The 14,476-nt window shown below is 67.2% G+C and carries 9 protein-coding genes and 1 pseudogene; 7 read left to right on the top strand and 3 right to left on the bottom strand.

The annotated features are described in order from the left end of the window. Positions 1–967: 967 nt before the first annotated feature. Complete coding sequence (locus BLU95_RS00340) at positions 968–2,539, bottom strand: glycoside hydrolase family 53 protein (RefSeq protein WP_093858101.1); 1,572 nt, start codon at positions 2,537–2,539, stop codon at positions 968–970. Between the two features lie 56 nt (positions 2,540–2,595). After that, positions 2,596–4,614 (bottom strand): beta-galactosidase, encoded by a 2,019-nt coding sequence (locus BLU95_RS00335; RefSeq protein WP_093858100.1) that lies wholly within the window; start codon positions 4,612–4,614, stop codon positions 2,596–2,598. A 157-nt stretch (positions 4,615–4,771) separates the two neighbouring features. On the opposite strand from BLU95_RS00335, the gene BLU95_RS00330 reads away from it, so the two are divergent. The 5 genes from BLU95_RS00330 (at position 4,772) to BLU95_RS00310 (ending at position 9,740) form a co-directional block, all read left to right on the top strand. After that, complete coding sequence (locus BLU95_RS00330) at positions 4,772–6,085, top strand: ABC transporter substrate-binding protein (protein WP_093858099.1); 1,314 nt, start codon at positions 4,772–4,774, stop codon at positions 6,083–6,085. A gap of 74 nt (positions 6,086–6,159) precedes the next feature. Then, positions 6,160–7,074: a carbohydrate ABC transporter permease gene (locus tag BLU95_RS00325; protein WP_093858098.1), complete on the top strand. Its 915-nt coding sequence runs from the start codon at positions 6,160–6,162 to the stop codon at positions 7,072–7,074. Continuing rightward, on the top strand, positions 7,074–7,913 hold the full coding sequence (locus tag BLU95_RS00320; protein ID WP_093858097.1) for a carbohydrate ABC transporter permease: 840 nt from the start codon (positions 7,074–7,076) through the stop codon (positions 7,911–7,913). The genes BLU95_RS00325 and BLU95_RS00320 overlap by 1 nt, the downstream gene beginning before the upstream one ends. Before the next feature lie 52 nt (positions 7,914–7,965). Beyond that, positions 7,966–9,009 (top strand): LacI family DNA-binding transcriptional regulator, encoded by a 1,044-nt coding sequence (locus tag BLU95_RS00315; protein ID WP_093858096.1) that lies wholly within the window; start codon positions 7,966–7,968, stop codon positions 9,007–9,009. A 470-nt stretch (positions 9,010–9,479) separates the two neighbouring features. Next, on the top strand, positions 9,480–9,740 hold the full coding sequence (locus BLU95_RS00310) for a hypothetical protein (protein WP_159424655.1): 261 nt from the start codon (positions 9,480–9,482) through the stop codon (positions 9,738–9,740). Here the strand turns inward: BLU95_RS00310 and BLU95_RS00305 are convergent. Then, entirely contained in the window at positions 9,715–10,617 is a 903-nt protein-coding gene (locus BLU95_RS00305) for a hypothetical protein (RefSeq protein WP_159424654.1), read from the bottom strand. The two genes, BLU95_RS00310 and BLU95_RS00305, sit on opposite strands and share 26 nt — an antisense overlap. Before the next feature lie 24 nt (positions 10,618–10,641). On the opposite strand from BLU95_RS00305, the pseudogene BLU95_RS45745 reads away from it, so the two are divergent. Together BLU95_RS45745 and BLU95_RS00295 are read left to right on the top strand one after the other, a co-directional pair. Further along, a pseudogene (locus BLU95_RS45745) lies at positions 10,642–10,773 on the top strand (IS630 family transposase); the annotation flags it as partial. Between the two features lie 380 nt (positions 10,774–11,153). Beyond that, the gene (locus tag BLU95_RS00295; RefSeq protein WP_093858093.1) at positions 11,154–14,459 is read left to right on the top strand and encodes an alpha-L-rhamnosidase-related protein; all 3,306 of its coding nucleotides are present in this window, start codon (positions 11,154–11,156) and stop codon (positions 14,457–14,459) included. Positions 14,460–14,476 lie beyond the last annotated feature (17 nt).

Below are 14,476 nucleotides of genomic sequence, written 5' to 3'. Positions count from 1 at the left end.
AGAGCAGCGGTCAGCGCAGGGTGTAGATCGAAACCTCGGGAGGTACAGGACGGAGGCAGCCGAGTACTGCGGGGCGAGAACAGCTTCGAGGAAAGGTTTCGTCACCCGATGCCCAAGGAACCGTCCCCTGTGGCAGCTACGGGGGCGATGGTGGGATGCAACTTCGGTTGCCGCGCTTGTCGGAGGACGCCCCGGCCTCCAAGGGAGCGAAGTGGGCGTCGTGTCGTGGGACTGCCACCGCACCCTGCGGATTCCCGAGCCCCAGCCAGTTCACAACAAGGCGGCCAGCGAACTTGAGACCGCCGTCGCGTTCCTGCAGCTCGTCGTGCACGGGGCCGTCAGCACCCACCACCGCATCGCACTCGACAATGCGGACCTGCGATTCTGTGAAACTGCCGCAACGCCCTGCGCATCGCGAGCACGGTACCGGGCGGCGGCTTCCCACTGTTCGACAGCACTGGAACACTTCCTGCGACTCCCCCGGGACCCGGCGAGTCCCGAATGCGGACCTTGTGCGGTGACCGGATGTGGTGTCGCTCGTTGGACCGAGTGTCTGCTGGCCGCAGGACGGTGGTACGCGGGTTCACACCCCCCGGGCCCGCGTACCACCGGCTGCCCGCCCCGGCCGCAACGGTATGACTTGTGCACCGGGGCGGCTCAGTGGGACGAGCCCAGGCGGGAGGCGTGGCCGGCCGCGGTACCGAGTTCGCCGCCCTGCCCGCCAAGCCAAGGCCATCTCTGGTGCCCGACTGCTGCTTGTCGGGTGGATTGCGGTCCTGCCCGCCGTCCAGGACCACGGCGACGAGGACTTGCTCGACGTGGTCTTCGTCCTGCGCGTCGCGAAGATTCTGATCACCGGCCCCGATGACTGGCGGAGCTTGCCGAGACCGTACGTCCGGCCTTGGAGACACCAGATCGGCCTGAACTCTCCTCCGTGCGACTGGATACGCGACCCGATCCGGTTCGATCAGCGGTGCTTGAACCAATTCGCAGCGCTGGTCACCTTGTCGCCGTAGTCGAACAGCGCCTGGTTCTCCCACGCGTTCCCCGATGCGGGGTTGGCCGGGTCCCAGCCGTTGCCCGCGACAGCTGTCCAAGTCGGTTCCCAGTAGAAGACACCCAGGCCACGGCCATTGGGGACGGCCTCGACCACGCTCATCACGTCGCGCAGGTTGGCGGCCTGACCGGCCTGCGTGGCGGGATAGCCGCTCTGGATGTTGACCGCCAGGAAGTTGTTCTTCAGCGCGTCGTCGTTGGCGGTGGTGAAGGCGTAGGCCGTCTCCGCGACGAAGACCTGTTTGCCGTAGCGCGCGGCGGCGTCGTCCAGGGTGGCCTGGAGGTCGCTCAGCGGCCCGTGCCAGTAGCTGTAGTAGGAGAGGCCGATCAGGTCGAAGGGCACTCCGCGGGCCACAGCTTGGTCGAGAAAGCCCCGTGTACCCGCCAGGTCAGTGCCGTTGGCCAGGTGCAGCGCTACCTTGGTCGAACCGCTCACCGCTTTGGCGGCATCGGCTCCCTGCTCGAGCAGTGCGGCCAGAGCTGTCCAGTTCGACGTGGAGCCGTCGGGCAGCAGTATGCCGCCGTTGATCTCGTTGCCGATCTGCACCATGTCCGCCGTGGTGCCCTGCGTCTTGAGGGCATTCAGGACGTCGTAGGTGTGGTCGTAGACCGCGGTCCGGAGCTGCGCCGGGGTGTAGGCGGCCCAAGCAGCTGGCTTGTCCTGCTGACCGGGGTGGGCCCAGTGGTCGGAGTAGTGGAAGTCCACCAGGATTCCCATGCCGAGCGCCTTGGCGCGCTTGGCGATGGCCAGCACTTGGGCCTTGGTGTTGTAGCCGTCGGCCGAGTTGACCCAGACCTTGAGACGGACGTAGTTCATTCCGTTGGAGCGGAGGATCGTCATGGCATCGCAGGGGGTGCCGGAGGCGAATCGGTAGATGCCGCCCTTGTCCTCGCTCTTCTTCAACGAGGACAGGTCACCGCCCTTCACCGCCAGGCCGGTAGAGCCCGGGGTCAGGGTGAGGTCGTCCACGTTCAGCCAATCGCCGGCGTTGGCGTCGGAGTTGATGCTGATGGTGCACTGGTTGTTGGTGACCGCGATGGAGGCGACGATCCGGATCCAGGCGAAGTTCGCGGTGGGTGGCAGGTCGGTGCGTTGTTCGGGCGACCCGCAGCTGCGCAGAGCGAGGTAGGCTGACTTCTGACCGCCGCTGGAGCGGACCCAGGCGGTCAGGGTGTAGTTCCCGTTGGCGAGGCCGGAAAGGTACTGGTAGGTCTCCACCTTGTAGGCAGAGCCGGACCAGTGGGTGAGTCGGTACGAACCGGAGTGGCCGCCGGTCTCGGTGTAGGAGGCGGCGTTCTGCCCGGTGGCCGAGTAGGTCGACCAGCCGGCTGGGGTCGCTGTTCCCGAACCGTCCTGCTCGAAACCGGAGTTGGTCAGGGAGGAAGCCGCGCTCGCACCCGTGGGGAGGGAGAGGAGGGCCGAGGAAGCAAGCAGGGCAGTGGCTGTTCCACTGCTCAGCAAGTGTCTGGTTCTCTGATGCATCGTCGTCCTTGGCGATGAGGTGGGGTGCGGGGGAGGACAGAGCGTTGGAGGGCCCTTCACGCGTGCCGAACCACGCGGGTGGCGCCGGCCGGGACGGTGAGCTCGTCCGTAACCGGGGCACCTGTGAGAAGTTCGGTGCCGGGGGAGGGCAGCGGGACAACGGCGTCCGTGCTGCTGTGGTTGATCGCGAAGAGGTAGTGGTTTGTTGCGCCGACCCGTTCCACTACCTCGACGTCGTGGGGCAGGCGACGCTCGATCAGACCGGCGTCCGAGCAAGCTCGGGTGAGAACCGCGCCCACGTCGCGCGCGCTCAGCCGACTGGAGACGTACCAGGCGGAGCCGTAGCCGAGTGGGTGCCGGGTGATGGCGGGGTGTCCGGCGGCCGGCCCGTCCACGTAGCTCCAGACGGTGTCGGCACCGCGCGGAACGACGAACTCTGACCATACGTCACCGGTCAGCTGCTGCCCCTCTCCGGCCAGCAAGACCTGCTCGCCCGCCCTCAGCGGCGCGAACTCCTCGACAGTCAGGCCAAGCACATCCCGCAGCGCGCCGGGGTGAGGTCCGGGGGGAACGGTGTCGTGGCTGTCGACGATGCCGGAGAAGCAGGAGACCACGAGTGTGCCGCCGTTGCGAACGTACCGGGCCAGGTTGCGCGAGGATGCCTCGGTCATCAGATATAGGGCCGGGACGAGCACCAGAGGATATTCTCCAAGATCGGCCTCGGGGTGTGCGAAGTCGACCGTCAGATGGTGGTCGTAGGCTGCGGCGTACCAGGTGTCGGCCCGCTCGCGTGGGTCCAGGTCCGTACTGGGTCGCCACTCCAGCTTCTGCGCCCACCATGACTGCCAGTCCCAGAGGATCGCCGCGTCGGCCTTGACCCGGCTGCCGCGGACGGAGCCCAGCGAGCCCAGGTCGGCACCCAGGGATACGACTTCGCGCCAGATCCGGCTCTCGGTGCCGGCGTGCGGCAGCATCGCGGAGTGAAACTTCTCGGCCCCGAAGCGGGAGGCTCGCCACTGGAAGAACATTGCACCTTCCGAGCCGCGGGCGACATGGGCCATGCTGTTGCGGGCCAACTCGCCGGGTCGTTTTGCGATGTTGCGGTGCTGCCAGTTGACCGCGCTCGTGGAGTGCTCCAGCAGCAGCCAGGGCCTGCCGCCCGCCACCGCGCGGGTGAGGTCGGCGGACATCGCCAGGTTGACATGGTTCCGTTCGGCCTCGGCGACCAGGTAGTGGTCGTTCGAGACGATGTCGACCTCACGGCCCCAGGCCCAGTAGTCCAAGGACTCGCACTGGGAGAGCGCGGTCATGAAGTTGGTGGTGACCGGGATGCCGGGCGACAGCCTGTGCAGCATGTCCCGCTCGCGCTTGAAGTTGTCCAGGATCGCGTCGTTGGTGAACCGCGCCCAGTCGAGTTGCTGTGCCGGGTTGCCAGCGGTAGGGGTCAGCCGGGGCGGGCGCACGTCCTGCCACTGGACGTAACGCTGCCCCCAGAAAGCGGTGCCCCACGCGGAATTGAGTTCGGGCAGGGTCCGGTAGCGGTCGGTGAGCCAGCGGCGGAAGTGCGCGGCGGACGTCTCGCAGTAGCAGGCGCTGACCGGTACGCCGTACTCGTTGTGCACGTGCCAGAGTGCCAGCGCGGGGTGGGTGGCGTAACGCCTGGCGAGCTTCTCCGTGATCGAGAGCGCAGCGTCCTGGTAGGCGGGTGAGCTGTGGCAGATGGCGCCGCGGCCGCCGAACTCGTACCGGATTCCCTCCCGGTTGACGGGCAGGGCCTCCGGGTGTTCCCGGTAGAACCAGGCAGGCGGCACCACCGTCGGAGTGCCGAGGTCGGCCCGGATGCCGTTCTCGTCCAGAAGGTCCAGCAGCCGGTCCAGCCAGCCGAAGTTGTACATGCCACGCTCAATCTCCAGAAGCGCCCAGGAGAAGATCCCGACGCTGACCATGGTCACCCCGGCCTGGCGCATCAGCCGGACGTCCTCCCGCCAGACCTCCTCCGGCCACTGCTCAGGGTTGTAGTCCCCGCCGTAGGCGAGGGAGTCCAGTCCGAGAGGCCAGGACAGCGGATGATCCATGTGATGCTCCCTCAGATCTGTGAACGTGCACGGCCTTTTGGGATCCGCGTCTCGCCCAGGTAACCGTATCGCCCGAAGCATTGACAAGTATCCGGAACATTTCCCTACTGTGAACGTGCACAGTCGCTGACCGTGATCCCCGGGAGGATCGATCCCCATGAACCGTCGTCTCTCCGTCGTGGCGGCCACCGCGCTGACCGGCGTGCTCGTACTCTCCGCCTGCTCCAGTTCCACGGACCAGGCAGAGCCGAGGACCGCCACCGGCCCGGTCGACCTCACCTTCTGGTCCTGGACCCCGAACATGGACAACGTCGTGGCGCTCTGGAACCAGGCCCACCCCGACATCCACGTCAGCGTGCAGAAGCAGGCCAGCGGCGACGACCTGATAACCAAGACCATCACCGCAGCCAAGGCGGGCAACGCTCCCGACCTGGTCCAGACCGAGTACCAGGCGCTCCCCACCCTGGTGTCCAACGGAGTTCTCGCCGACATCGCCAAGCGCAGCGGCAGCGTCAAGGGCCAGTTCGCCCCCGGCGTCTGGCAGCAGGTCTCGCTCGGCTCCGAGGCGGTCTACGCGATCCCGCAGGACACCGCGCCGCTCGCCCTCTTCTACCGGCAGGACCTGTTCCAGCAGTACGGACTCACCATCCCCACCACCTGGACCGAATTCGCCGAGGTCGCGCGGAAACTGAAGCAGAAGGACCCGAGCAGAGCACTCACAACCTTCTCCGCCAACGACTCCGGTCTGTTCGCCGGCCTGGCCCAGCAGGCCGGAGCCAAGTGGTGGACCACCTCGGGCGAGACGTGGAAGGTCGCCATCGACGACCCCGCCACCAGGAAGGTCGCCGACTTCTGGGGCGGCCTGGTCAGCGAAGGAGTCGTTGACAACCAGCCCATGTATACCCCGGCCTGGAGCAAGGCACTGAACGACGGCACCCAGATCGCCTGGGTCAGCGCGGTCTGGGCCCCTGGCGTTCTCACCAGCTCCGCCCCCGGTACCAAGGGCACATGGGCGATCGCCCCGCTTCCGCAGTGGACCGCAGGCCAGAACATCACCGGGAGCTGGGGAGGATCCGCCACCGGCGTCACTGCCGGTGCCGTGAAGGCCGGCCACGCTGACGCGGCCGCCGCGTTCGCCGCCTGGCTGAACACCGACCCGACCGCCGTAACCGCCCTGGTCAAAGAATCCGGCATCTACCCGGCCGCCACCTCGGCGCAGACCGGCTCGGCGCTGGCCACTGCCCCGGACTTCTTCTCGAACCAGGCCGACTTCTACACCAGGGCCGCCGAGATCGCCAAGGGCACCGCACCAGCCGCCTGGGGACCGAACGTCAATGTTGCCTACTCCACCTTCAAGGACGCCTTCGGCAGGGCCGCCCAGTCCAAGGGTGACTTCGCCGCCGCACTGACCGCAATGCAGCAGGCCACGGTCGCCGACCTGAAGAAGAACGGCTTCGCGACCGAGGGCTGAGAATCCAGCCGACCCAGGCCCGCAGCTGACGGCTCATCAGCCCAGGGCGCCGTACCGACTCCCCAAGGACCGTCATGGCGACCCCACATCCCAGGCCGACCAGGCGACTCGCCCCGTACGCCTTCCTGACCCCCGCCACGCTCCTGTTCGTCCTGTTCTTCGCGCTGCCGATCGGCTACGCGGTCCTCCTCAGCTTCCGCGCCGTCCGTGTGAAAGGACTCGGCCTGAACCCGGGCACCCGTACCGAGGTTTGGGTCGGAATATCCAACTACACCTCCGCGCTGGGCGATCCGGAACTGCTCAACGGCGCCGCACGGACCCTGCTCTACGGCACCCTCCTGGTCCCCACCATGCTGGGCGCGGCACTGTTCTTCGCACTGCTGCTGGACACCCCGGCGGTACGATTCGGTGCCTTCTCCCGACTGGCCATCTTCCTGCCCTACGCGGTACCCGGGATCGTCGCCTCGCTGCTTTGGGGCTTCCTCTACCTGCCGAGCGTCAGCCCCGGCTACTTCCTGTTGCAGCAGGCCGGGATGAGCGGCCCCGACCTTCTCTCCGGCAACGCCCTCTACGTTGCACTCGCCAACATCGCGGTCTGGGGCGGCACAGGCTTCAACATGATCGTGATCTACACCTCGCTCCGATCCGTCCCCAATGAGCTGTATGAGGCTGCCCGGCTCGACGGCTGTTCGGAGCTGCAGATCGCCCTGAAGATCAAGATCCCGACAGTGCTGCCTTCCCTGGTACTCACCTTCTTCTTCTCGACGATCGCCACTCTCCAGGTCTTCAGCGAGCCGATGACTCTCAAGCCGATGACCAACTCGCTCAGCTCCACCTGGAGCCCGCTGATGAAGGTCTACCGGGACGCGTTCGTCCAAGGGGACATCCACTCCGCTGCCGCCACCTCGGTGGTCATCGCGCTGGTCACCCTCGCCCTCTCCTTCGGCTTTCTCAAGCTGGTCAACAAGCGCACCGAAGGAGACGGCTGATGCGTAGCACCAAGCCCACCCGGTGGATCCCCACCCTGCTCCTGCTGCTCGGCGGGGTCTACTGCCTGGTACCGATCATCTGGGTGGTGACAGCCTCCACCAAGACCGACACCGAGCTGTTCTCCACCTTCACTCTCACCCCCGGTACCGGATTCCTGGACAACCTGGCCGATCTCTCCGCTTACCGCGACGGCGTGTACTGGCACTGGATGCTCAACTCCGGGCTCTATGCAGGCATTGGCGCCCTGCTCTCGGCCGCTCTCTCCGGGGTGACCGGCTACGCGCTCGCCAAGTACCGCTTCCGCGGTCGAAACGCGCTCTTCAACGCCTTGCTGGCCGGAGTGCTGATGCCCCCGATAACCCTTGCTGTCCCGCAGTATCTCCTGATGGCCGAGGCCGGCCTGGCGGACAGCTACTGGTCGGTACTGCTTCCCAGTATTGTCAGCCCGTACGGCATCTACCTGGCCCGGATCTACGCGGCCGCTGCCGTGCCGGACGAGGTGCTGGAGGCCGGACGGGTCGACGGAGCCCGCGAGTCCCGTCTGTTCCGCAGTGTCGCACTGCCCATGATGGTGCCCGGCCTGGTGACGGTCTTCCTGTTCCAGTTCGTGGCGATCTGGAACAACTTCCTGCTGCCGTACATCATGCTCGGCGACGATTCGAGGTTCCCGGTCACTGTCGGCCTGTACTCACTGCTCCAGCAGGGCGCCAACGCACCTGCCCTCTACACCCTGGTGATCACCGGGGCACTCCTCTCGATCGTGCCGCTCGTCGCCCTCTTCCTCGGCCTCCAGCGGTATTGGCGGATCGACCTGCTCTCCGGTTCCGTGAAAGCCTGACCCGACATGAGAGAGTCCTGACAAACGCCAGTACCACCTTCGAGGAAGCAACATGACGGAGCCCGCGCCCCGACGCCAGACCGGCCGGACCCGGCGCCCGCCGACCATCCACGATGTTGCCGCCGAGGCCGGCGTCTCGCGCGGCACCGTCTCCCGGGTCCTCCAAGGAGGCCACAACGTCAGCCCGGCGGCCATGGAGTCGGTCAACGCGGCAATCAAGAAGTTGGGCTACGTGGTCAACCGAGCTGCCCGAAGCTTGGTCACCCAGCGCTCTGGCTCGGTCGCCTTCCTGCTCACAGAGCCGCAGGAACGCTTCTTCGAGGACCCCAACTTCGTCACGCTGCTCAGGGGCTGCACCGCAGCCCTGGCCGTACACGATATCCCCCTGATCCTGATGACGGCTGGGAACGAGGCCGAGCGTCGTCGGGTCTCCCGGTACCTAGCGGCCGGCCACGTGGACGGGGTACTACTGGTCTCCTCACACACCGGCAACCCGATCCTGGAGGAGCTCCACCGAGCCGAGCTGCCGGTCGTCTGTTGCGGCAAGCCACTCGGCCACCGTGGCCGGATCGCGTATGTCGCCGCCGACGACCGGGAGGGCGCCAAGGACATGGTCCGCCACCTGCTCGACTCCGGCCGCTGCCGAGTGGCCACCGTTGCAGGCCCACAGGACACCCCAGGTGGAGTGGAGCGGCTGATCGGCTACCGCGAAGTGCTCGCCGAGTACGGCCTCGCCTACGAGGAGGACCTGGTCGCCTTTGGTGACTACACCCGCGTCGGCGGCGAGACCGCTGCGGCGCATCTGCTGGAGCGCGCACCCGATCTGGACGCCCTATTCGTGGCCTCCGACCTCATGGCCGAGGGAGCCCTCGCCGCTTTGGCGCGGGCAGGCCGACAAGTGCCCGGCGACGTCGCGGTCGGTGGCTTCGACGACTCACCGGTTGCCCTGGCTGCTCGCGTGCCGCTGACGACCATTCGGCAGCCCTGGGACCGGATCAGCGAAGAGATGGTCCGCCTGCTCCTGATCCGAATCACCGGCGAGGACCCCGCCACCGTGATCCTTCCAACCGAGCTCGTAGTGCGTTCCTCCGCCTGACAAACGACGCCCGGACGACCTGAGGGGAAGCCGAAGACATGAACTGGCGGCGCAGCACTGTGACAGACCAGCAGTATGCTTCCTGACGACCTGTGGGAGCGGGGGACTCCGGGCTGCCACCCGCTCCCGAAACGGCGTCGCCGCCATCCCGGACGACTGCATGTTCCAAACCGGGCGGCTCTCCGGCGACGAGTTCACCACCGGCAAGGCCGCCGCGAACGCCGGTGACCAGAGCGTGAGCCTGGGCGAGCGGGTGCCGATGGCCCGGATGCTCACCGTTCGGCTGATGTCCGGCTGGTCGTCCAAGGACCCCGCGTCCTTCGACGTGCTGTTCGCCACGGCGGCCGGCAACTCGGCCGGGGCCAGCCACGTGCGGGACCTGTTGGTCTACACGCCGGAGTGGACGCGGTGTCGGCCAGCAGCACGTGCGCGAGGGCCTCCCCGGCGTAGGCGGCCGGATCGGCGTGGACTTGAGCACCAGCGAGCTCTCCGGCGGCGGGCGATGCACCGCGAACACCGCGGCGGTGTACCAGGCGCTGACCACGCTGATGCGGCCGTTCACGCCCGGGTGGTCGGCGGCGAGCACCCGGCGGGCGAGCACGAGCAGGTCGACGGCATCGGCGGGCATCGGGGCGGCCAGCCACCCGGCGGGGCGGGTGCGGGCCAGCCCGGTCAGCGCCTGGGCGGCCGTGGCCGGCGCGGTGGTCACCGCGTTCCCACCGGGGCGGTGATGCCGGCGGCCAGGTTCACGTAGGACAGGGCGGCGAGGTCGGGGCGCTGGTGCTCGCCGTAGATGCCGAAGAGGGCGTAGACGAGGCTGTCCAGCGGGCGGCCGAGCTGCCAGCACTTCATCGCACTGCCGGCCACGTCCCACACCTGCAGTCGGCCCTGGAGGAGAGCGAGGTAGTCCTGGAAGAACATCTTCGCGCCGAACGGGTAGACGGCCATGGCCTCCTCGCGGCCGGTCGCCTCGACCTGGACGAAGTCGGCGGTGGTGACGTTCCAGGCGAACTGCAGGAGTTCGCCGCCGGGGCCGTTCTTGAGTCGCAGCACCGCACGGTGGGGGCCGAGCGGGCCGGAGAGGTACTCGTGGATGCTGCACGCCAGCATCCCGGTGCCGGTGGCCAGCAGCTCGCGGCCCAGCCGTGGCAGCTCCGCCCTCACGACGGCGAGGGCCTGGTCCTGGTCGGCGGGCTTGTCGGCGAGCGGGGACAGCTGGACGTCGCCGGGGTCGGCGAGGAACGCGGCGTGGGTGATGAGCGCCTCGTACTCGAAGTCGTCGTCGATCCGCACCCAGCCGACCTGGTCGGCCGTCACCTTCTGCGCCGGCGAGGCCGGGACGGTCAGCCGCTCGCCCGGGCGCGGGCCGTGGACCCGGAACAGGTTCTGCAGGCCGCTGGCGGCCTCGGCCATCCTCGGGTGATCGGAGTACAGGAACGGGCCGTCCGGGCTGCCCGGGAGAAGGAAGCCGTTGCCGCACAGCGCCACGTCGGCGATGCCGTCGAGCGGGGCGAGGACCTCCAGCAGCAGCTGGTTGAGGACGCTCAGGCCGGTCTTGTGGCGGGTGCCGTCCATGCCGGGCAGCAGGTTGACCGAGGAGGCGGGCATGCCGGGCGGCACGATCTGCGAATTGCATTCACCGACCCCGACCATCTCACCCGAACTCTCCGGCGAGGCCTGCGACATATCCAACTTTGGCCCACCCTGATCGAGGGATGCCTGGTCTGCACCGGTCTGGCACTCACCCCACCGACCCCACGCTGAAAGCCTCAGTAACCGGCGACAGCTGGGGGTGCCGAACTGGAAGCCGCCTCGCGCGCTCCGGCCGCTTCTGTCGGTCTGCGCGACGTATTGACTCCGCTGAGACCGCATGTTCATATGTGGCCCACGAAGAACGATTCAGCCCTGCGGCCGCGATTACGCTGACGGACTGAGTCGGTAACGGACAGTGCCCACCGCGAGGCTGGACTTTCTGGGCGACGACGTCCGTTCACCTCTCGCGAAGCCTGATCATCGGTTGACGCCCTGAAGTCATGTGGCGTTCCGGATCCCTGGGCGGTGCTGTCCCCGTGGGCCAGCCTTCACTGGACCGATCTCACTCGGCGTCCGCATCGGGAGTTCCTGTGTCTCAGTCACGTCGCGAAATGCTGCGCAACGCCATCGGGGTTTCACTCGTCGTTGGTTCGGCGAGCCTGGCAGTCCCTGCCGTCACCGCATCCGCTGCCGAAGAGTGGTCCGGTCGGTGGATGTGGGCCGGCACAGGGGCCGCCAACCAGTGGGCCGCCTTCCGGCGGTCCGTACAGCTTGCGGGCGTACCCGCGGCGGCGCCCACCCGCATCGCCGTGGACTCGAAGTACTGGCTCCACGTCAACGGCAGGCTGGTGGTCTTTGAAGGCGGCCTGAAGCGGGGACCGAACCCGAACGACACGTACTACGACACCGTGGACCTCGCGCCCTACCTGGTCGCGGGGGAAAACACCATCGCACTCTTGGCATGGCACTTCGGCAAGCACGGCTTGTCGCACAAGAACAGCGGCAAGGCCGGCGTCCTCTTCGAGTCCGCCATCGTCGTGGGCGCCACTACCACCTTCGTCGGCAGTGGCACGGGCTGGCGGGCCGTGGTCCATCCCGGCTACAGCGCCAATACGAGTGGTGGCCAGCCGAACTGGCGGCTCGCAGAATCCAACGTCTACTACGACGCTCGCAGTGCGACCAGCATGAACGGCTGGCACACGCCCTCGTACGACGACACAGGGTGGCCGCCGTCGACGGACCAGGGCGCTGCGGGCGCGGCCCCCTGGAACGCGCTGGTGAAGCGCCCCATACCCTTCTTCCGGACCAGTGAACTGCTCAACTACACCAACCACTTGGCCCTCCCCGGCCAAGGGCAGGGAACCACCCCCATCACAGCGAGGCTGCCGTCCAACCTCCAGATCACGCCCTACCTCAAGGTCGACGCCCCTGCCGGAGCAGTCATCGACATCGAGACGGACCACTACAGCGACGGTGGCGAGAAGAATCTGCGCTCCACCTACATTACAGAGGGTGGGGTCCAGGAGTTCGAGTCATTGGGGTGGCTGAGCGGAACCGCTGTCCGCTACACGATCCCGTCGTCCGTGACCGTCCTTGAACTGAAGTACCGGGAGAGCGGCTACGACACGAGCTTCGCCGGTTCTTTCACGAGCAGCGACCCGTACTTCGATGCGCTGTGGGGCAAAGCCGCCCGCACGATGTACCTCAACATGCGTGATACGTACTTCGACTGTCCCACGCGTGAACGGGCCCAGTGGTGGGGCGACGTGGTGAACCAACTGAAGGAGGGTTTCTACACCTTTGATCCCCGCAGCCACGACCTGGGCCGCAAGGCGATCTCCGAGCTGGCCGCATGGCAAAAGCCGGACGGCGTGCTGTACTCCCCGGTCCCTGCCGGCAATTGGAGCAGTGAACTCTCAACCCAGATGCTGGCCTCGATCTGGGGTTTCGAGACCTTCTACACCTACACCGGAGACGCCTCCGCGGTCGGTTCGGTGTACCCCCAGGTGAAGAAGTACCTGAATCTCTGGACCTTCGACGGAGACGGTCTGGTGCAACACCGAGCGGGAGGCTGGGACTGGGAGGACTGGGGCTGCAGCATCGACGCGCGCGTACTCGACAACGCCTGGTACTACCTGGCGCTCGGTTCGGCGGTCAAACTGGCCGAACTGGCGGGCAGCTCGGTCGACATCCCGACGTGGCAGGGGCGTCGCAACGCCATCAAGGCCAACTTCGACCGCGTCCTGTGGGACGCCGGCCGCAAGGAGTACCGCTCCCCCGGCTACCAGGGAGACACCGACGACCGCGCGAACGCGCTGGCAGTGATCGCCGGCCTCAGCGCCGCAGCCAACTACGCAGACATCATTCGCGTGTTGTCGCAGCACATGAACGCCAGCCCCTACCTGGAGTTCTACGTGCTCGAGGCGTTGTACCTCCTGGACGCCGCCTTTGTCGCGGAGGCACGGATGCGCACGCGCTTCGCCGGACAAGTGGGCGATCCGGGCTACACACTGTGGGAGCTCTGGTCCAAGGGTGGCAGTGGCACCGACAACCACGCCTGGAACGGTGGCCCCCTGTATGTGCTGTCGGCCTACGCAGCAGGCGTCCGGCCGACCGGGCCCGGTTGGGTGCAGTACGACGCAGTGCCCAGATCAGGCTCTTTCACCCGCATCAAGACGGTCACCCCCACGGTCATGGGCAACATCACCTTCGACATTGCGCGGGCTGGTGACGGGGTGACCCTTGAACTGGATTCGCCCGCTGGCACGACGGCCAGACTGGGTGTTCCCACCTACGGGGGAAGCCGCCCCGAGATCAAGGCCGGAGGAAGTGTTGTGTTCCGGGACGGCGCCGCAACCGGTCAGGTCTCCGGACTGACGTACGCCGGAAAGGACACCACTCATGTCTACTTCACGCTGCAGCCGGGCACGTGGACGCTCACGGCGACCGGCGTGGGACGCGCGAACAACCTGGCTGCAGGGAAGCCGGTCAGTACCAACAACACCCTGGAGAACACCCACTGGGGCGCTTCCCGCCTGACCGACGGCCACACGACGAGTGTCGACGGAGCGAAGGGATACACCAGCAACGATTTCCCCTCGGCGGGCGTCCCGAGCTCACCGGTCTGGATCGAGATCGACCTGGGAGCGGACGCGGACGTGGACGCTGTGCGACTCTTCCCTCGCACGGACACACCTGCGGTCGGCGGAGGCACGGCCGGCTTCCCCGTCGACTTCTCCATCCAGACCCGCACCGCGAGCAGCAGCACCTACAGTACGGTCCGTTCCCTTGAGGCCCAGCCGAACCCCAACGGTCGGCCCCAGACCTATGGCTTCAAGACGGCCCGGGCGCGTTACGTGCGGGTGTCGGCCACTCGGCTGGGCACTCCCGCTGCTGATGAATCGACCCGCTATCGCTTCCAGCTCGCCGAGGTGCAGGTACCTTCCCGCGGCGTCACGGTCACCAGCAACACCTCCCTGGAGAACAGTGACTGGGGGACCGACAGGCTCCTCGACGGCTGCCTGACCAGCGTCAGCGGAGCGAAGGGGTATACGAGCCACGACTTCGCCTCGGCGGATGTGGCCGGCTCTCCGGTGTGGGTCGAAATCGACCTCGGCGCCCTTCGGCCCATCAGCTCGGTGAAGCTCTGCCCCCGAACCGACACGCCGTCCTCCGCAGGGGGGACTGCCGGCTTCCCTGTCGACTTCACCATTCAGACACGCTCACAGGAGGGCATCAGCTACAGCACGGTACGGACGGTCACCGGTCAGCCATCACCGAACGGACAGCCGCAGACCTACTCCCTCTCCTCCGCCTACGGCCGTTATCTCCGGCTGCATGTCACACGCCTGGGCGCGCCCGCAGCCGACGAGTCGGGCCGGTACCGGCTGCAACTCGCAGAGATCGTCATCGAGTGATCCCGGGCGCCTGAGTC

Origin of the sequence: Streptomyces sp. TLI_053 (assembly GCF_900105395.1) — a bacterium.
Classification (GTDB): Bacteria; Actinomycetota; Actinomycetes; order Streptomycetales; family Streptomycetaceae; genus Kitasatospora.
The sequence above is the reverse complement of the archived record's forward strand: the minus strand, read 5'-3'. Positions and strand labels throughout refer to the sequence as shown.